This is a genomic window from Nonomuraea sp. NPDC049141, assembly GCF_040648415.1.
Lineage (GTDB): Bacteria > Actinomycetota > Actinomycetes > Streptosporangiales > Streptosporangiaceae > Nonomuraea.
Map to the genome: position 1 here is coordinate 178,587 of NZ_JBEZDR010000007.1, position 18,595 is coordinate 197,181.

Here is an 18,595-nt window from a genome sequence, read left to right on the forward strand (position 1 = left end):
CCGGGCCCTCGGGAGCCGCTGACCCGCCATGGACCGCCGGCTCCCGAGGGCGTCAGCCCGTCGCGGTGGGCTGACGCGAAGCGGTCCGGCGGCTCCGGGTTCTCCCGCACGTGTCCGTACGGAAGGACCGCATAGCGCGCGGCTTGCCACACACAGGGAATAGTTGAAACTTGGACTGAGTTGGGGTGGTCACAACACCACGTGAAGGAGCCCGAGATGCCAGCCGTGACCGTCGAGAACGTGCTCGCCCTGCCCCGTCTGCCTCGGCAGGACGCCTCCAGCCCCGAGCGCAAAGTGCTCGCCGTCGAGACCGCGCCCAGTGGCTTCGAGGGCGAGGGCTTCCCGGTCCGTCGCGCCCTGGCCGCGATCAAGCCGGAGTACCTCGACCCGTTCGTGATGATGGACCAGATGGGCGAGGTCGATTACGCGGCCGGCGAGCCCAAGGGCACCCCGTGGCACCCGCATCGCGGCTTCGAGACCGTCACCTACATGATCGACGGCGTGATGGAGCACCTCGACTCCAACGGGGGCGGTGGCACGATCACGAACGGGGACACCCAGTGGATGACCGCCGGCGCGGGCATCCTGCACAAGGAAGCGCCGCCGGAGTGGCTGGTGCAGCAAGGCGGGCTCTTCCACGGCATCCAGCTATGGGTGAACCTGCCCGGCGCCAAGAAGATGATCGCACCGAAATATCAGGACATCGGAAGCACCAGCGTCGCGCTGCTCAGCAGCCACGACGGCGGCGCCCTGGTCCGCCTCATCGCGGGCGACCTGGCCGGGAACACCGGGCCCGGCAGCACCCAGACGCCTATCACTCTGCTGCACGCCACGATCAGCCCGGGCGCGCGGCTGACGATGCCGTGGCGCAGCGACTTCAACGCGCTCGCGTACGTGCTGTCGGGACGCGGCACGGTCGGCACCGAACGGCGTCCGCTGGTCAGCGGCCAGTTGGCCGTGTTCGACGGGTTCGGCGACCGTCCCGGCCTGACCACGGCGGGCGAGACGATCACCCTGTCGGCGAAGGACACGATGGAGGTCATCATCCTGGGCGGCCGGCCGATCGGCGAGCCGGTGGCCCATTACGGTCCGTTCGTCATGAACACCCGCGCCGAACTGGTCCAGGCTTTCGAGGACTATCAGGCCGGGCGATTGGGATCCATTCCCGCCGCCTGATTTTTTGGCAGCGGAAATGACAGCACGACGATGGGCCGCCGTAATTCACGGCGGCCCATCGTGCTGAATGGGCCATTCTTTTACCGGCGGACTACTGTTTTCTTCGCCCCGCAGTAGTCGAACGGCTTGCTCACGCCCTTGGTACCTGACCTTGGCCATCGCGTAGCGGTGGTCGGTGCTGCGGTCGCAGATGATGATCTTGGTGTGGCTCACCAATCGGCGTCTGTGAGCACATTCCCGTGCCGGTCGGTCAGATAAGCACTGGGACTCGTCCGGGCGGCGGCCGAAGCGGCAATGGTGCCCATGGTGGCGAGCGCGAGTCCGGCGATGGCGGTGACGAGTAGCAGCTTTCTCACCATGCCCCTGTCGTTTGCATTTCCGTAGGAAAAGACGACGACATTCGCGGCTCATGAAAAGCCTGAGTCGATTTTCGCCGCGCCGTCAGCATCGGCTGGAGGTTGCCCGCCGACGGCTCGCCACACCAGTGCGGCGGTGCGTTGCGGCCAGCGTTCCGGCGGTTGGTCGTGGGCGAGAGCGCGGGCGTACCAGTTGCCCGTGCACAGGGTGACGGCGATCTCCAGATCGGCGTCGGCGTCGATGAGACCCCTCCGCATGGCCGTGTCGAGGATGGCGTGGAGACGGCGGCGCCTGGGGGCGATCACACGGGCGCGGTAGCGGGCGAGCACGTCAGGGGCGGTGGTGTCCTGCAGCATGGTGCCGACCAGCGACATTCTCCCTGGCCGGGAGACCGCGTTCTGGAAATCGGCCAGCTCGGCGACCAGATCCGCGAACGGATCTCCGGTGGGCGCGTCCTGCTCGGGTTCTTCCAGCGTGGCCACCGCGGCTGCGGCCAGCTCGGCTTTGCCCGGCCACCTGCGATACAGCGCGGGGCGGCTGGTGCCGGCCTCCTCGGCGACGGCGGCCAACGACATCCGCTCATACCCGTACGCCGACAGATGCCGCCGAGCGACTGCCAGGATCCGGGCGTCGATGGAGGCATCCCGCGCCCGCCCGATCTTCCGGGTCATGGTCCATCCCAATCCATTACAATGCTGTAATGTAATTAAAGTTACGGCTGGCTGAAGAGGTCCATCGTGGTCATCGAATACATCAGGTATACCGTCCCTCCCGCCCGCGCCGAGGATTTCGAGCAGGCATACCAGGAGGCAGCGGGCGCCTTGGACGAGGACCCCCACTGCCTGGGCTACGAGATCGCCCGAGGCATCGAGGAGCCCGAGCACTACACCGTACGGATCGAATGGGACTCGGTGGAAGGGCACGAGCAGGGCTTCCGCCGCAGCGCCCGTTTTGGGGAGTTCTTCGCCGCGGTGAAGCCCTTTTTCCCGCTCATCCAGGAGATGAAGCACTACACCACCCGGTTCGGAGCACAGGGATGAGCGTCTCGATGTCCATCGCCGGGCTGCTGGCGCGGGCCCTCCTGCTCAACCGCGACCTGGCACCCGGCGAGCCGCTGGCCGAAACGGTGATCCGGCCGCTGGCCGCCCTGCCCGAAGCCGCCGCGGAGCCCGAGCCGCACATCACCGAGAACGGCTCGCCGAGCGACCGGTTATGGGAGTTGGCAAAGGATGCGACGCGGTTACGCGCCCAGCCTGGTGCCACGGAGGGCCTGATCGAGGCGACCGCCGCGTTGCAGCACCTGGCCTGCCTGTTCGCCGAGGATGCCGATGCCTTGGCGGCCCGGATCGCCGAGCTGGCCGACATCCAGGCCGACCTGGAGACGCGGATCGACGGCGCCCTCGACGGGCCGTATCTGGTCACCAACGCCACGAAGATCACCAACTGGCTTGGGGAGCCGATCCAGACGTTCCCGCAGATGGCGCTCTGCCGATGCGGCCATTCCGCCACGAAACCGCTGTGCGACGGCAGCCACGCCCGCCACGGGTTCAGCTCCGCCAAAGATCCCGACCGGGTGCCCGACCGCCAGGACACCCATGAAGGCGTACAGGTCACCGTGCTGGACAACCGCGGCATATGCGCGCACTCGGGGTTGTGCACCGACCGGCTGTCCACTGTGTTCCGACAAGGCGAGGAACCGTTCGTGGCGCCCAGCGGCGGCCGGTCCGACGAGATCATCCGCGCCGTACGAGCCTGCCCATCCGGCGCTCTCCACTATGCGATCGACGGCCTAAAGGGCCCTGATCCAGTACGCGAACCCACGATCGAGGTGTCCAAGGACGGCCCGTACCGGATCACCGGTGGCATCCCGCTCGACGGCGACGGCTCTCGGGAGCACTACAGCCTCTGCCGGTGCGGTCACTCGCGCAACAAACCGTTCTGCAGCGGCATGCACTACTACGTCGGTTTCGTCGACCCACCGCTGTCCGACGAACCCACGCTCTTCGAGTGGGCGGGCGGGCTTCCCGCGCTGACGCGGATGACGCACATCTTCTACGACAAGTACGTCCCGCAGGACGACCTGCTCGCGCCGCTGTTCGCCCGGATGTCGCCCGACCATCCCGAACGCGTCGCCGCCTGGCTTGCCGAGACCTTCGGCGGCCCCAAGCTCTACACCGAGCAGTACGGCGGTTACGACCATATGGTCGCCGAACATGCCGGCAAGTCGCTGACCGAACAGTGGCGGGCCCGCTGGGCGCAGCTCATCGGACGAGCTGCCGACGACGCCGGGCTGCCCACCGATCCCGAGTTCCGCGCCGCGTTCGCCGGCTACATCGAATGGGGTTCCCGAATCGCGGTGGAGAACTCCCAACCGGGCGCGACACCGCCACCACACATGCCGGTACCCCAATGGTGGTGGGTGTGCGGGGCGAGACCGGGCTCCCGTATCTCCGCCCTGTCGCCGACCGCCGACCAGACGCAGATACGGCTCCCGGCACCGGACGAGCCGGTTCGCTTCACCGACCACATCAAACCGCTGTTCCGCGAGATGGACCGCAAGTCGATGAGCTTCGCCTTCGACCTATGGTCACACTCGGACGTCACCGAGCACGCCGACGCCATCCTGGACAGGCTCCGCGAGGGCAAGATGCCCTGCGACGGCGCCTGGCCCGCCGAGCACATCGACCTCTTCGCACGCTGGATCGCCGAAGGAACCCCATCATGAGGGCCGACGCTTCAGGTACCGGTAGTGGATCGACAAGTCGTGAAGTACGTACTAATGTACTGACTCATCATGAAGGACGTATATAAATCAGACTTCGACAGTGATCCCGACGGAAGCCTCTTCGATCCCGAGACCAGGGCCGCCATGCGGCAGTTCACCGACGGAGGCGACACTGCCGCACTGGAGGCCGCGGCCGCCGTCCGCACCGCCTTCCACGCCATCGAACGGATGCGCGCCCATGGCAGCCAGGGCAGGGGGTTGAGCTCCGGGGCGATGGACCTGCTGATGCGGCTCGGCGCCTCCGATGAGGACGGGGTGAGCATCGGGGATCTGGCCCAGTCCGCCGGTGTCAGCTCGCGGAACGTGACCGGGCTGGTCGACACGCTGGAGCGGGAGGGACTGGTGCGGCGGGTCCCGGACCAGCGGGACCGGCGTTCCGTACTGGCCCAGATCACCGCCGAGGGCCGGGAGTGGATCAAGGCGTTCAGCGAGCCGTCGCAGCGGGCGATGGCGGCGATGTTCCGGGATTTCACCACCGACGAACTGACCCGGTTCCGGCACCTCTGCCTCCGGGTGGCCGACAACCAGCACCGGCTCGCCCAGTACCTGGAAGGTGCCTCTTGAGCAGCGAGAGTCAGGCGCGCGACGACCTGGGCGACGAGAACCGGGCGCGTGACGCCGTGCAGGGCGAGAACCGGGCGCATGGCGAACTGCGGGGCGAGAGTCTGACGCGTGGCGAGCGGCGGACCCGTGACGTCGTGCGGGGCTACCACGAGGCGCGGTTCCGGGGCGACGTGCCCACCGCCGCTGCCCTCATCGGTGACGAGTTCAGCTTCCGGAGCCCGCTCATGACCTCCGACGACGCCGCCGGCCACCTGGCCGGGATCGTCGGCTTCGTCAATGTGGTCACCGGGGTCGACCTGATCAGCGAACTGTACGGCGAGTCGGAGGCCACGCTCGTCTACGACGTCCACACCGCCACACCGGTGGGCACCCAGCGCACCGCCGAGCATTTCAAGCTCGTCGACGGCCGGATCGCCTCGATCCTGCTGATCTTCGACGCCACACCGTGGCAGCCGATGAGGCAACTGATGGGTTGAGGTGGCGGGCTGAGCCGACGGTTTGCGCGGGGTCAGTCGCCCGTAGTCGACTGTGGTGCGCGGTCGGCCGCCCGTGACCGGCCGCGCGGGCCCGGCTGGCCGCAGCCGACTGTGCGCGGTCGGCGGCGGTCTGCCATGAGCGGTCAGCGGTGGATGGTTACGTGGACGGCACGGCGGCGGCGGTCTGGCGCCAGATCTTGCCGTCTCTGATCACCAGCGTCCCGAACGTGGTGACCTTGTTGCCGGCGATGGTCATGAGGGCGCTGTAGAAGATGACGTCCTCCACCACCTGGAGCGACGTGACCTCGACCACCTCGGGCTCGGCGGCCAGGTAGCCGGTGAACAGCTCGCGGATCTCGGCGGCCCCCCTGGCCACGCGGTCGAAGCGGACGACCATGGCATCGTCGTGATACTGCGCCAGCAGGGACTCCAGGTCTCGGTCCGCGATCGCGGCCAGCTGGCGGTCGAACAGGTCCATGAGGGTCATGCCTCTCCTCCGGGCAAGGGCCGGCGAAGGTCATAGGCGACCTGCGCCGCGCCGTACAAGAGAATCAAGGGGAGCGCCAGCGCGGCCGGGAGCGCGGACGTGACAAGCGTGAGTGCGGCGGCCGCGACGCGGACGCCGGCGGCCAGCCGGTCGCCGGAGCACAGGTGCTGGAGGCCGAGGGTGGCGAAGACCACGGCGGCGGGTACGCCGACGGCCCAGCCCGTGCCCGGATGGGCGATCGCGTGCTCGATCCCGATGCCGAACGCGACCAACCCCAGCGACAGCGGCAGATGAGAGTAGACCCAGACCTGTCCCGCCATCTGGGTACGCAGTACCACGGACTCGTCGATGTGGCCGAAGTACAGCCACCAGAAGGTCATGGCGATCGCGATGCCCGCGAGGGCGATCAGCAGCGTGGCCGGTGTGACCGCGTGCCCCTTCAGCCCGACCACCACCGCGGCGACGACCTCGCCCAGCACGATCACCACGAACAGCCCGAACCGCTCAGGCAGGTGCTCACTCTGCGGCGGCAGCGCGCCCTGGTGCCGCCGCGCCAGCAGCGGCGTGACGAGATCGATCACCATGGCGACGCCCCACAGCACATAGCGCAGTGGCGGATCGACGGCCAGCGACGCCACCCAGATGACCGCCGACACCGTGAACCCGGCCACATAACGGCTGGTCAGCGGCCGCCCTTCGGGCACGTGCCGTCCCGCCCGCAGATAGGCCACGATGAGCAGGACCCGCACGGCCACGTAGGAGAGCGCGAACAACGCGGACCGCTCCCCGATTTCGCCCACGCTCGCGGCCATCGTTCCGATGGCCAGGATTTGTGGAAGTACGAGCAGGCGATGGCTCACGTCATCGGTGTCGAACCGATTCGCGTAGAACACATATCCCGCCCAAGCCCACCAGACGGGAACGAACAACCCGACGAACGCCAGAACCCGCCCGACCTCGGTCCCTTCGGCCAGCACATCGGCCAACTCGGCCACGGCCACGACGAACACCAGGTCATACAGCAGCTCCAGCCAGGTGGCCCGCCGCTGCACCCCCTCGAACAGCCGTAACCGAGGCGGCTGCCAGCTCCTACCCACCCGTACCTCCAACGTGTAATCGTGTAATTATGCCGCCCTGGAAATCTGGTTTGTGCGGGTTTATGAGCCCAGTTGGCAAGGATCATCGACCGCGCTCGGGCTGGACGAATGGCCAAGCCACTTCCTGCGCGGATGACTCCGAAATCGCCCCACGAACGGCGACGCTATCGTCCCATGAACCGCATCGCGGAACCGGCCCGCAAACAGCCGCAGCATCGGCCTGCAAACCCTCGCGGAAGTTCGATGCCGCCCTCTGGTCAGGAGATTAACCGGCGACGCAGGTGCCAGGACCGATGCCAGGGTGCCGGTGCCCGCCCTGGTCGACGGCCACCTTGACCGTAGAGGTGAACTTCGACGTGGTCGTGAACCTGGATGTCGGCGTGATGGCCACGCCGATCGGCACGTTTGCGTGAAGAGCAGTACAAGGTGAGCGAGGTGCACGGCATCGGTTGAGTAGGGGGTACTCACGACAGAACACCCAATCAGTCCTACCTTCGCAAAAAGAACGGACGATGGGGGGACACCATGCACTTCGTTCCATTAGCGCCAGACGCTCTGGCCAAGTTGGAGACCCGCTTCTACGAGCTGAAGGAGGCCGGGCTCCTGCCCGAGCACCTGACGTTCGAGGACTACTACGCGATGTGGCGCTCCGAGCGGCGTGGGCCGCGCTCGGTGGGCCTGGATGACGGCAACACCACCCCGCTCGCCCCCGACGTGAGCCTGATCAACCGGCCGCCGAAGAAGCTCAAAGGCGTCATCAAGACCCTGGTGCTGCTGGTCGATTTCGAGGACCGACCGCACGATCCGGCTCACGACGCGGACCACTTCAGGCGGCTGCTGTTCGGCACTCAGCCGGGCAGCATGCGCGACTTCTACCGAAAGGTCAGCGGTTTCACCGACGACCACGGCATCGATGTCCAGGGCGAAGTGTTCGGCTGGTTCCGGCTGCCGCAGACGCTGGCCTTCTACGCCAACAACAAGTCGGGGATGGACGAGCTCAACTTCCCGCGCAATGCCCAGGGCATGGCGCACGACGCCGTGCTGGCCGCGCAGGAGGCGGGCGTCGAGTTCGACCCCTCCTTCGATGTGCTCGACGAACACCGGGTCACCGCGCTGTTCGTCGTGCACGCCGGACCGGGCGCCGAGACCTTCGCCGACGCCGCCGGGCTGCAGTTCATCTGGAGCCTGAAGTGGACCGTCGGCGAGCAGCCGATCACGGTCGGGCCCGGTCTGCAGGTGAGCACCTTCCTGACCGTGCCCGAGGACTGCAACGTCGGCGTCTGCGCCCACGAGTGGGGGCACCTGGCGGCGCGCTGGGCCGACTACTACGACACCGACCGGGCGCAGACCGGCGCCAAGTCGCACGGGCTGGGCAACTTCTGCCTGATGGCGGCGGGATCATGGGGCAACGGCGGCGTGACGCCCGTTTTCCCGACCAGCATGCTGCGCATGTTCCATGACTGGGTCACTCCGCGCCTGGTCACCGCGACCACCAGGGGCATCACGCTCCGGCCGGTGGCCGAAGGCGGCGACTTCGTGGTCGTCCACAACGATCGGACGATGAAGGACACGCAGTACCTCGTCGTCGAATACCGCCGCCAGCAAGGGCAGGACAAGTTCCTTCCCGACCAGGGCGTCGCGGTCTACGTGGTGGACGAGGCCATACCCAACGTCGACGACGAGCGCCGCCTGGCGATCGAGCTGATGCAGGCCGACGGCAAGCGCCAGCTCGCCAGGATCGGCAGCCTGGGGAACAGGGGCGACGCTGACGACCTGTACCCATCGCCGGGCAACGCGAGCATCGGCAGGGACACCTCACCCGCGCTGAATCTGCCCGGGGGCGGATGGACCGGCGTGACCATCGACATCTCCGGCACACCAGGCGATGAGGAGATGACGATCGACGTCATCATCAGCCCGTAGGGAAACGGCGGCGTCGGCATCCGGGCACGTTCTCAGGCAGGGGGCGCGGACCCGGACCCGACGCCGCGCCGAATCGGAGCCGACCGGCCTACGAATGACCACGGGGTCGGCCAAGAGTGCGCACGTCACGGCGCCCAGCCACGTGAACCGGAGGAGCGTGCCCCTGGAGGGAGCCCGGTCACGTGTGGCGGGTGGGGCCGGCCCATGCCGGCCGTAAAGGAAACTGTTCTTCGAACGAGAGCGAGCCGTAAAAACAGGAGAGACGTCAGCCCAGGGTGAGGCAGGCGACACGCGGCGCGGGTGGGGCGGACGGGGCGGTGGCCTTGGCGTGAAGGACCAGGGAGCGGGGCAGGGCGCCCGTCAGCGGCCAGTCGTGGTGGGCGGTGGCGCGCCCGCCGCCGGAGTTGTCCGTCTTCAGGTCCAGCCACACCTCGCTTGAGGCATCAGCCTGACCGGCTACGTGCTGGAAGTGCGCGCCCGCGTCACCGGGATGGGTCCCGCAGGGCGCGACGTGGAGGTGGGCGCCATACCGATGGTCGGGCAGCAGCCCTTCGACCACCAGCGAGGTCACCGTCTTGCCGCCGGCGGACTCGGCGGTCAGGCTCGCCTGGGCACCCTTGGGGACCAACTTGCGGTTGTAGACGATGGCCGCCGTGGTGCGTCGCTTGAACTCCCCCGCGCCGGTGAGCGAGGTGGGCGCCGAGACGACGCTGGGGCTGGCGCTCTGGGCGGCATCCCGGTCAGCCGCTGGATCGGACGGGCTCTGCGCGCAGCCCGCGACCGTGAGGACCAGCGCCAACGCCGACGCGCGCGCCCTCAGCCGACCCGGCCCTCGGACGGATCCGCGTGCGGCGCCGCCCAGGTCGGCGGACTTCTCCTCGACGACGAAGCCGGGGTATCCGGGGCGCGGCGACCGGTCGGGCAGGCGGACGGATGCGGGCTTCCTCGGTGCGGTGGCGGGTGTGGGCAGGCGCATGGGTACCCCCGGAAGCGGTGACGAGCCTGGGCCAGGCTCACGGGGCCACCACTCTAGCGAGTAACCGACTGGCTACGCACCGTGTTTGACGGCGATCCCGTCGATCAGGCCGGCCAGGATGAAGTCGTTCTCCGTGAGAGCACCTTTGTCGTGGGTGGTCAGCGAGAGGTGGAGTTTGCGCCACCGGATGTCGATGTCGGGATGGTGGTTCAGCTCTTCGGCCTGGACCGCGATCTCGTCGACGATCCGGATGGCCGTGGGGAAGTCGGGCGCGGTGATCGTGCGCCGGATCTCGTTGCCTTCCCTACGCCATTCGGGCAGGTCGTTGAGCTTGCTGTCGACGTCCATACGCTCACGTTACTTCAGCGCCCCCGCGCCGAGCCCGGATTGGATCTGGCGCTGGAAGATGATGTAAACGATCATCACGGGGAGGATCGCCATGCTGAGGGCGGCGAACAGGCTCGGCCAGTCCGCCTCGTAGCCGGCGATGGTGGAGATGTCGGCGATGCCCTGGGTGATGACCCACTTGTCCTTGTCGTCGGTGAGGAGGACCAGGGGCAGCAGGTACTGGTTCCACTGGCCGAGCACGTTGAAGATGGTGATGCTGATCAGGCCGGGCTTGGCCATGGGGAGCATGATCTGGAAGAACGTGCGCGTGTGGGAGGCGCCGTCGATCGACGCCGCCTCGGCCACGGTGTCCGGCAATGTACGGAAAAATGCGGCCAAGAAGAAGACCGTGAACGGCAGCGAGTACGCGATGTAGACCAGGATCAGCCCGATGTGGGAGTTCAGCAGGCCGAGCTGGAGGACGACGAAGAACAGCGGCCCCAGCGCCAGGAAGATCGGGAACGCCATCCCGGCCACGAAGAAGTAATAGATCACCTTGTTGCCGAAGAACTTGTAGCGCGCCAGGACATACGCCGCCATCGAGCCGAACAGCATCGTCCCAAAAGTGCTGAAAAATACGACGATAACGGTGTTGAGCATGTACTGCCCCACGTGGGCCTTGTCCCAGGCCCGTCCCCAGGCGTCGAGCCGCAACTGGCCGGGCAGTTGAAGCGCGTCCCCGAAGATCTCCGTGTTGTTCTTGAAGGACGCGAGGAACGTCCAGAGCAGCGGCAGAATGATCAGCAGCGCCCAGATGAAGAGCGCCACATGCGAAAGGCCGCCGAGCACGCTGGGCCGCGGTCTGGCCGGACGAGGCATGGCCATGTCAGAGTTCGATCCTCTCGCGCCGCGTGGTGCGCAGGGTCAGCACCGCGAACGTCACGGTGAGAAAGAACAGCACGACGCCCATCGCCGAGGCGTAGCCGACCTTGGAATAGGTGAAAGCGGTCTTCCAGATTTCCACCGGCAACACGGTCGTGGCCCCGTCGGGCTCTCCTTTGTCCCCGGCGAGCACCAGGATCAGCGCGAACCCGTCGAACGCCGCGATCCCCAAATACACCCAGCCCACCTGGATGGTGTCGCGCAGCAGCGGCAGCGTTATCGAGAAGAACAGCCGGGCGCGCCCCGCTCCGTCGAGTGCCGCCGCCTCGAAGTAGTCCTTCGGGATGGCGGCCATTCCGGCCGAGAAGAGCACCACGTAGAATCCGACGGCCTGCCAGATCATCACCGCGAGTATCGCCCAGAGGGCCAGGTTCGGTTCGATGAGCCAGCCGACGGGATCGAAACCCAACTTGATCAGGACTCCGTTGATCACACCGCTCTCGTCGGGCCGGTAAACCGCCTTGAACAGCACTCCGACCACGGCCACGGCGAGCACCTGGGGGAAGAAGAACACCACCCGATAGAACCTTGACCCCCAGATACCCTTCATTCCCGCACCCCGCGATCCCCCGCCCAGGTTCAGCAGGAACGCGAAGAACAACGCGAGGACGACCGTCACGAGCGGCAGCACGAGCAGCAGGATTCCGTGATTGCGCAGGGCCCGCCAGAAGACCTCGTCCCCGAACAGCCGGGTGAAGTTGTCGAACCCGACATAGTGCAGCCTCGACTTGTAGCCGTTCCAGTCCGTCAGGGAGATCTGGAACGCCTGGATGTAGGGGCTGATCACGAACACCGAGTAGAGCGCGACCGGAACGGCGAGAAACCCGGCGACGAACCCGTACTTGCGCAACCGCCGCATGGGTTACTGGCTCCGCGTCTGCTTGGTGACGGACGAGTCCTTCTTGATGGCGTCCGCCTTCTTCTGCATGTTCTGGCAGAACTTCTCGGGAGTGATGCGCCCGGCCATGACCACGTTGATCTGCTGGGTGCCGTAGTCGAACAGTTCCTTGTACCAGCCCTCGAAACGGGCGTCGGTGATGATGTTCTGCCCGGCGGCGTCCTGCGCCTTGGCCGCGCTCTTGAGACCCGGGGTGAGGTCCAGCCCTTCGGCCGCGCCGTTGACCACGGTGAGGTTCAGCGTCTTCTCGGTGAAGCCTTTGGCGCCTTCCTTCGACAGCATGATGCGGAGATATTCCAGGCCGCCCTGCGGGTTCTTGCCTTTGGCGGAGACGAAGAAGTTCTCGCCGACGCCCACCTGGATGGCCCCGTACGGCATCTTGTCGGCGGCCGTGACGTCGGGGACCGGGGCGATGGCGTACTCGAAGTCCTTGGGCTTGTCCTTGGCCATCTCGTTCTCGATCCACGAGCCGACCGGGTAGAAGAGCAGCTTGTTCTGGAGCTGCTTGACCTGGGTCTGGGTGTGATCGAGGCCGAAGTACGCTTTATCGCCATACAGCGTCTGGATCTCCACCCAGGCGGTGATCGACTGCTTCATCGCCTCGGCGTTCCAGGCGTTGTCGACCAGGTTGTCGATGTCGATGATGACCTGGTTGCCGCCGATCTTGGCGGCCGTGTAGAGGGCGTTCCAGAGCTGGTAGTACGGACCCTTCTGCCCGGGATAGGCGAACAGCAGGATGCCCTCCTGCTTCGCCGTCTCGCCGAGCGCCTTGAACTCCGCCCACGTCTTCGGAAGCGCCCATCCCTTGTCGGCGAAGAGCTTCGCGTTGTACCAGAGGGCGCGGTGGGAGACGGTGTAGTTCAGGACGAGGTTCTTGTCGTCGATCTTCGCGTTGTCCAGTACGGCCGGCGTCACGGTGTCGCGGACCTTCTTGGCCGGATCGTCGAGCGAAGGCGCGTCGAACAGCGCGGTCAGATCGGCCAGCTGGCCCTCATTGGCCATGGCGGCCAGGTCGAGCGCCTCGGGGCCCGAGTTGTTGACCACATCGGGCACGTCACCGCTGACGAAGCGCGGGCGGAGCTGGGTGCCGATCTGCTGGGTCGCGTTGTGCTTGACCGTCGCTCCGGGGAACCGCTTCTTGTACATCTCCTCGTGCAGGTCTTTGGCGTACGCGTCGCCGTACCCGCCGCTGAAGATCGTGACCTCCAGCGGCTTCTTGGCGTCGACGCCGAACGGGTTCTTGGGGTCGGCGGAGACTGCGATCGAGCCGGTCGGCGTCGCGGTGGGCTCGTCGCCGGCGCCGCTGGTGGCGCAGGCGCTCAGCAGGCCCGCGCCAGGACCGGCGACGAACGCGGTCAGGCCGATTCGGCGCAGCAGCTGACGACGAGTGATCTCTCCCGGGTGGGTCATGGGGGCTCCTGAAGAGGACGGATTAGGAAAGTTTCCTAACCGTTTGCCCGAAGGTACGAACGGCCGCCCGCGCACGTCAAGGGGCGCAATCGAGACGTAACTTTTGCCGCGATCGTCCTCCATGAAGGACAGTAGAGCGCCGCCGCCCAAACAGCCACCCGTAGCCGTACCTGTACTCGTCTTCAGTTACCTGTGCTCGCCTCGTACTTCAGCCGAAGTGCGCTCGGGTCTCGGCGAAGGCCAGGTCGGTTCCCTCCAGGGCCCGCGCCACGTCCTCCTCCGTATGCGCCGCCGACATGAACCAGTTGTGCCACGGGTGGATGTACACGCCGTGCCGCAGGCAGGCATCACTCCAGTACAGGGCGGTCGACAGGTCGGCGTCGCCGTCGAAGCTCAGCCACGGGATGGTCACGGGCCCCGTCTGGTTCACCACGAACCCGTGCGCCTTGGCCTGCCCATACAGCCCCTCACGCAGCTGCGTCCCGGCCCGCTCCATGGTCGCGATGCCCTCGGTGTCGCGCAGCGTCTCGATCGTCGCCTTCGCCGCCGCCATCGCCACGGCCGAGAACCAGAACGATCCCGTCGAATACAGCGACTGAGCCGGCCCGCGCAACGCGTCCGTGCCGGTCACGGCGGCTATCGGGTAGCCGTTCGCCATGGCCTTGGACCACGCCGTCAGGTCCGGCCGCACGCCATAGGGCTCCCACGAGCCCCGCAGGTCGATCCTGAACCCCGCCCGCACGTCGTCGATCACCAGCGCGGCGCCGATCCGGTCGGCCAGCGCCCGCGCGGCCCGCGCGAAAGCAGGCTCTACCAGTTCCTGATCCTCGAAGGAGTCGTGTTTGAAGGGCGTCACGATGATCGCCGCGACGTCCCCTTCGACGGTGGCCGCCGCGGCCTCCAGCGACTCGATCGAGTTGTAGTCGAACTCCACCAGGTCGGCCCGCTCGTTCGGCGTCGTCCCGGCGAGCGACGGGGTGCACCAGGGGTCGGCTCCGTGGTAGGCGCCGTGGGCCATCAGCACCTTCGTCCGGCCGGTGGCCGCTCGGGCGACCATGAGCGCCTGGGTGGTGGCGTCGGTGCCGTTCTTGGAGAACATCGCCCAGTCGGCGCTGGGCACGGTGTCGACCAGCAGCTCGGCCAGCTCGACCATGACCGCCCCCGGCCCGTTGAGGCAGTCGCCGAGAGCGAGCTGCCGCGCGGCTGCCTCCTCCACGCGCGGGTGCCGGTGCCCGAGCACGACCGGGCCCCAGCTGCACATGAAGTCGATGTACTCGCGGCCGTCCACATCCCACTGGCGACAGCCTTCGCCTCGCTCGAAGAACTGCGGATATCCGGGGGCGAAGATCGCCGCGTTGAGGTGCCCGTACATTCCGCCGGGCACGACCTTCAACGCCCGCTGACGAAGTTCAGCGTCTGTCATCTGAAATCCTTCTTTCCAAGTTCAATACACCGCGGGGCTCTGCGCGACCGGGGCTCCGTACGGCCGGCATCGTGGTCACGCCAGGAGGGCGAGGGTGGATTCGAGGTCGGTGAGGCCGGCGTCCGAGCCGAGCCCGGTGGCGACGCGGGCGGCGGCGGCCGTGCCCCAGCGGGCGGCGCCCAGCACGTCCTGCCCGTGCAGCAGACCGGTGATGAACCCGGCACAGTACGCGTCCCCGCACCCGGTCGTGTCGCTGACCTCGACCTTGAGCGCGGGCACCTGCTCGATCCCCGCCTCGGTCACCACCAGGCTCCCCGCGCCTCCCATGGTGACGAGCACCCCGCGCGGCCCTTCCGCCAGCAACGCCATTGCCGCCGCCGACACCTCCGCGATCGATCCACCCGCCAACGCAGCCGACGATCCGTCGGGGGTGAGGCCCGCCGCCATGAGGAGGGCCTGGGAGTCGTTCGGGAGCACATAGTCCACGTGCGGGAGGAACGCCCGTGCCATCCCCAGCAGGTCCGGCATCTCGGACAGCAGGTCCATCGTCACGATCACCCCGTCCGCCCGGAGCGAGTCCAGCAGCGAGAAGAACGCTGGATCACCCAGTCCGAACGTCACGTCCATCCCGCCCAGGTGAACAGCCCGGACCTCACGCAGCCGCGCCACGTCCAGGTCCGAGGACGTGACCCCGAGGTTCGCGCCGGGGACGTGGAAGCTGGGGCGGCCGCCGTCGGGGCGGATCGGGAGGATCGAGGCCGCTGTCTGTTCTCCGGCCTTGCGGGTGAGCTGGGAGACGTCCACGCCGCGCTTGGTCATCACCGCCACCAGGAAGTCGCCGAGTTCGTCGTCCCCGATCGCGCCCATGGAGACGACCTCGTTGCCCAGTTTGACCAGGTCGACCGCCGTCCCGGCCGCGGATCCCGCGGCGGTCAGCCGGATCTGGTCCACCAGGGCGGTGTCCTGTCCTTCCGGGATGTACGAGACGGGCCGGGCGAGGATGTCGACGATGTGCACGCCGACAGTGGCCACAGTGGGGACGGTTGGCTCGGTCATGGGTCTAAATAGACAGACGTCCGAATAAAAAGTCAATATGCTCAGAACAGCACCAGAAGGGGGCCGCCGGATGCCGAAGATCGTTGACCATGACGAACGCAGGCGCGAGGTGCTCTCAGCCGCCCGCCGGGTGATCGTCAGGGACGGCATCGACGCCGCCACGACCCGCGCCATCGCCAAGGAGGCGGGCTACTCCAACGGCGTGCTGGCGCACTACTTCGCCGACAAGGACGAGATCCTGCTGTCGGCGCTGCGTCAGTCGCACCAGCGCATCCGCGAGCGGCTGACGCGCAAGATCGAGGGCGTCACCGGCCTCGCCGCACTGCGCGAACTACTGCTGGACAACCTCCCCCTCGACGCGGAACGTACTCAGGAGACGCGTCTGGAGGTCAGCTTCTGGAGCCGCAGCCTGGCCTCGGAGCACCTCGCTGAGGTCCAGCGCGCCGAGGCCGCCGAGCTCCGAACCGCCGTGCGGCGGCTGCTCGGCGAGGCGCGGGTGGCGGGAGAGCTCGCCACCGACGAGAACCTCGACGACGTCGCCGAACGCCTGCTGGCGTTGGTCGACGGGCTCAGCCTGCATCTGCTGCTCTATCCCGGCCGCCTGGCCCGCGTGGACCTGGAGCGCCTGATGCTCTCCGCCCTCGACCGGCTGTGATCTCTTTAAAGAGAGTTCCATCCTGTACGGCAAGCCGCCCCACCCGCCAACCGCCGCAGATGGCGGGCGTCTGTCCAGGGAGACGCCCGCTGACCGGGCGCAACATCCCGCCGCAACGGCGCTTGGTCACCCGATTCGGCCGTCATCCTCGACCAGAGGCGCCCCGGCCACCCGATCAGCCCTCGGGTAAGGACGCCCCGTCACCGATCCGCCCTCGTCCTCGATCAGAGGCTCAACGTGAATGCCCCCAGTTCCTCCATTCGCCGGAGGAACGGTTCGGCTGGGAATGCCTCTGCCGCGCTGAGGACGCCGGTCTTCTGTGGTCCTTCGCCTCTTGTCAGGCGGATCGCCGCCTCCACCGAGGCCAGGGCGCCGACCCACCAGATGTCGCTCCCCCGCACGTGACCGTTGCGCCCGCCGCCGCCCGGTGAGGTGATCTGGACCGCGATCATGAAGTTGGTCCTGGCCCGGTCGGCGGGCGTGGCGTCCTGGCTGGTGAAGATCTGCTCCTCCTCGAACGTACTGGCCGTGAGCTGCGACTCCACCACTCTGGCGGGGACGTGCCGGGGGATCGTGACCACCTCGCCCGAGGGGAAGGGGGCGATCATCGTGCGTGGTCCGAGTGGCGGCGGGAACGGGAAGACGGTGTTGCGGATCTCCACGGGGCCGACCCGCTGGGCGCCGTCGGCGTACGTCACACGGTCGATCTCGCCGATCAGCAGTTCGGCGGTCTTCACGGCCGCGGGAGTCATCCGCCAGCCCGTCACCGAGTAACCGACCGTTACTCGGTCGACGCCGGGCAGCCCGTCGGCCACGGCGGCGGCGAGCAGGTCGGCGAGGGCTCCGTAGAAGCTCATCTGCGGGATCATCACGATCCCCGCCTGCTGGGCCGGGGCCTGCACGGTGTCGAACAGGTACTTCACCGGATGCGGCTCGATGGCGTGGTCGATGTAGTGGCAGCCCGCCGCTACGGCCGCGGTGGCGATCGGCTCGCAGGTCCGGGTGAACGGCCCGGCGCAGTGGATCAGCACGGCGGCGCTCTCGGCCAGCTCGCGCAGAGCCGGCGGGTCGTCGAGGGCGGCCGGATGGGTCCGTACCCGATCCGGTGCGTTGAGTTCGTCCGCGAGCGAGCGCAGGGCCTCCGCGTTGCGCCCGGCCAGCACGATCTCCTGGCCTCGGGAGAGGAGTTCGGTGGCGACCAGGCGGCCGGTGTGTCCGTTGGCTCCGTAGACGGCGATGAGCGGTGCCTTCATGACCAGCTCTCTTCCATACCGAGGGTATGCAACATTTCGAACATAGGTTCAGCCACCGCTGTCGTCAATGGCATTGCCGCAATTCGGACGACCGACTACATTGCCCGCCATGAGCCTCCGCGAGCAGCTGTGCGAGTACGGGCAGAGAGCCGTCGAGCAGGGCCTGGTCATCGGCACGTCGGGCAACCTGAGCGTCCGTCAGGGCGAACTGGTCGCGGTCACCCCGTCCGGAGTCGCGCTCGACCGGCTGACGCCGGAGATGTGCCCGATCGTGGACATCGAGGGCTACCTGATCGAAGGCGATCTGCAGCCGTCCTCGGAGACCCCGATGCATCTGGCCGTCTACGAGACCACCGCCGCGCAGGCCATCGTCCATACGCACTCGGTGTTCGGGACGGTGGTGGCCACGACGATGACCGAGCTGCCGCCGGTCCACTACAACGCGCTGTTGCTGGGCGGGGTGGTGCGGGTGGCCGAGTACGCGACGTACGGGACGCCGGAGCTGGCGGCCAACGTACGGGCGGCGCTGGAGGGCAGGCAGGCGGCGCTCATGGCCAACCACGGCGGCGTCACCATCGGCGCCACGCTGGAACAGGCCTTCGAGGCGACGCGGCTGCTGGAATGGCTGTGTGAGGTGTATGTGCGGGGGCTGAGCGTCGGCAAGCCCACGATCCTGACCGACGAGCAGCTCGCGGCCGTGGTCGACCGCGCGCTCAACCCCCCGGCCTTCCCCCGCCGCACGCCCTAACGAGCCGGCCACAGAGCCGGTCACAGAGCCGGCCCATGAGCC

20 protein-coding genes are annotated in these 18,595 nt (G+C 67.6%); 8 read left to right on the forward strand and 12 right to left on the reverse strand.

From position 1 onward, the window contains the following. Window positions 1–216: 216 nt before the first annotated feature. Window positions 217–1,176 carry a pirin family protein gene (locus AB0B91_RS22365; RefSeq protein ID WP_358322579.1) on the forward strand — a complete coding sequence of 320 codons (960 nt, stop codon included), beginning with the start codon at window positions 217–219 and terminating at the stop codon, window positions 1,174–1,176. Between the two features lie 209 nt (window positions 1,177–1,385). Here AB0B91_RS22365 and AB0B91_RS22370 read toward each other — a convergent pair whose 3' ends face one another. Then, window positions 1,386–1,535, reverse strand: coding sequence for a hypothetical protein (locus AB0B91_RS22370; RefSeq protein ID WP_358322582.1), 150 nt, complete (start codon window positions 1,533–1,535; stop codon window positions 1,386–1,388). Between the two features lie 48 nt (window positions 1,536–1,583). Then, a complete protein-coding gene (locus tag AB0B91_RS22375; protein ID WP_358322586.1) occupies window positions 1,584–2,204 on the reverse strand; it encodes a TetR/AcrR family transcriptional regulator in 621 nt (206 codons plus the stop codon). Between the two features lie 66 nt (window positions 2,205–2,270). On the opposite strand from AB0B91_RS22375, the gene AB0B91_RS22380 reads away from it, so the two are divergent. From AB0B91_RS22380 to AB0B91_RS22395, 4 genes are all read left to right on the forward strand, one after another. Further along, window positions 2,271–2,573 carry an antibiotic biosynthesis monooxygenase family protein gene (locus AB0B91_RS22380; RefSeq protein ID WP_358322589.1) on the forward strand — a complete coding sequence of 101 codons (303 nt, stop codon included), beginning with the start codon at window positions 2,271–2,273 and terminating at the stop codon, window positions 2,571–2,573. Beyond that, window positions 2,570–4,258, forward strand: a complete 1,689-nt coding sequence (locus AB0B91_RS22385) for a CDGSH iron-sulfur domain-containing protein (RefSeq protein ID WP_358322592.1) — start codon at window positions 2,570–2,572, stop codon at window positions 4,256–4,258. The genes AB0B91_RS22380 and AB0B91_RS22385 overlap by 4 nt, the downstream gene beginning before the upstream one ends. Before the next feature lie 69 nt (window positions 4,259–4,327). Further along, entirely contained in the window at window positions 4,328–4,882 is a 555-nt protein-coding gene (locus AB0B91_RS22390; protein ID WP_358322595.1) for a MarR family transcriptional regulator, read from the forward strand. Then, entirely contained in the window at window positions 4,879–5,358 is a 480-nt protein-coding gene (locus tag AB0B91_RS22395) for a hypothetical protein (protein ID WP_358322597.1), read from the forward strand. The genes AB0B91_RS22390 and AB0B91_RS22395 overlap by 4 nt, the downstream gene beginning before the upstream one ends. Before the next feature lie 157 nt (window positions 5,359–5,515). Here the strand turns inward: AB0B91_RS22395 and AB0B91_RS22400 are convergent, their stop codons facing one another. Both AB0B91_RS22400 and AB0B91_RS22405 read right to left on the reverse strand, forming a co-directional pair. Further along, window positions 5,516–5,845, reverse strand: a complete 330-nt coding sequence (locus AB0B91_RS22400) for a nuclear transport factor 2 family protein (protein ID WP_358322600.1) — start codon at window positions 5,843–5,845, stop codon at window positions 5,516–5,518. Then, window positions 5,842–6,942, reverse strand: a complete 1,101-nt coding sequence (locus tag AB0B91_RS22405; RefSeq protein ID WP_358322603.1) for a low temperature requirement protein A — start codon at window positions 6,940–6,942, stop codon at window positions 5,842–5,844. Before AB0B91_RS22405 ends, AB0B91_RS22400 begins: the two co-directional genes overlap by 4 nt. Before the next feature lie 525 nt (window positions 6,943–7,467). On the opposite strand from AB0B91_RS22405, the gene AB0B91_RS22410 reads away from it, so the two are divergent. Further along, window positions 7,468–8,865: a M6 family metalloprotease domain-containing protein gene (locus AB0B91_RS22410; RefSeq protein ID WP_358322606.1), complete on the forward strand. Its 1,398-nt coding sequence runs from the start codon at window positions 7,468–7,470 to the stop codon at window positions 8,863–8,865. A gap of 265 nt (window positions 8,866–9,130) precedes the next feature. On the opposite strand, the gene AB0B91_RS22415 is transcribed toward AB0B91_RS22410, so the two are convergent. The 7 genes from AB0B91_RS22415 to AB0B91_RS22445 form a co-directional block, all read right to left on the reverse strand. Then, window positions 9,131–9,841, reverse strand: coding sequence for a hypothetical protein (locus AB0B91_RS22415; RefSeq protein ID WP_358322609.1), 711 nt, complete (start codon window positions 9,839–9,841; stop codon window positions 9,131–9,133). 72 nt (window positions 9,842–9,913) lie between these two features. Continuing rightward, window positions 9,914–10,189: a 4a-hydroxytetrahydrobiopterin dehydratase gene (locus AB0B91_RS22420; protein ID WP_358322612.1), complete on the reverse strand. Its 276-nt coding sequence runs from the start codon at window positions 10,187–10,189 to the stop codon at window positions 9,914–9,916. Between the two features lie 9 nt (window positions 10,190–10,198). Then, window positions 10,199–11,053, reverse strand: a complete 855-nt coding sequence (locus tag AB0B91_RS22425; protein ID WP_358322615.1) for a carbohydrate ABC transporter permease — start codon at window positions 11,051–11,053, stop codon at window positions 10,199–10,201. 1 nt (window position 11,054) lies between these two features. Continuing rightward, complete coding sequence (locus tag AB0B91_RS22430) at window positions 11,055–11,969, reverse strand: sugar ABC transporter permease (protein WP_358322618.1); 915 nt, start codon at window positions 11,967–11,969, stop codon at window positions 11,055–11,057. Window positions 11,970–11,972: 3 nt separating this feature from the next. Beyond that, entirely contained in the window at window positions 11,973–13,418 is a 1,446-nt protein-coding gene (ngcE, locus tag AB0B91_RS22435; RefSeq protein WP_358322621.1) for an N-acetylglucosamine/diacetylchitobiose ABC transporter substrate-binding protein, read from the reverse strand. 208 nt (window positions 13,419–13,626) lie between these two features. Continuing rightward, window positions 13,627–14,841, reverse strand: a complete 1,215-nt coding sequence (locus AB0B91_RS22440) for an aminotransferase class III-fold pyridoxal phosphate-dependent enzyme (RefSeq protein ID WP_214637156.1) — start codon at window positions 14,839–14,841, stop codon at window positions 13,627–13,629. Between the two features lie 75 nt (window positions 14,842–14,916). Further along, window positions 14,917–15,897 (reverse strand): carbohydrate kinase family protein, encoded by a 981-nt coding sequence (locus tag AB0B91_RS22445; RefSeq protein WP_358322624.1) that lies wholly within the window; start codon window positions 15,895–15,897, stop codon window positions 14,917–14,919. Window positions 15,898–15,967: 70 nt separating this feature from the next. Here AB0B91_RS22445 and AB0B91_RS22450 point away from each other — a divergent pair, with 70 nt between their 5' ends. Further along, a complete protein-coding gene (locus AB0B91_RS22450) occupies window positions 15,968–16,552 on the forward strand; it encodes a TetR/AcrR family transcriptional regulator (protein ID WP_358322627.1) in 585 nt (194 codons plus the stop codon). Between the two features lie 224 nt (window positions 16,553–16,776). On the opposite strand, the gene AB0B91_RS22455 is transcribed toward AB0B91_RS22450, so the two are convergent. Then, window positions 16,777–17,805 carry a saccharopine dehydrogenase NADP-binding domain-containing protein gene (locus AB0B91_RS22455; protein WP_358322630.1) on the reverse strand — a complete coding sequence of 343 codons (1,029 nt, stop codon included), beginning with the start codon at window positions 17,803–17,805 and terminating at the stop codon, window positions 16,777–16,779. A 109-nt stretch (window positions 17,806–17,914) separates the two neighbouring features. Here AB0B91_RS22455 and AB0B91_RS22460 point away from each other — a divergent pair, with 109 nt between their 5' ends. Beyond that, the gene (locus AB0B91_RS22460) at window positions 17,915–18,553 is read left to right on the forward strand and encodes a class II aldolase/adducin family protein (RefSeq protein ID WP_358322633.1); all 639 of its coding nucleotides are present in this window, start codon (window positions 17,915–17,917) and stop codon (window positions 18,551–18,553) included. Window positions 18,554–18,595: the final 42 nt, after the last annotated feature.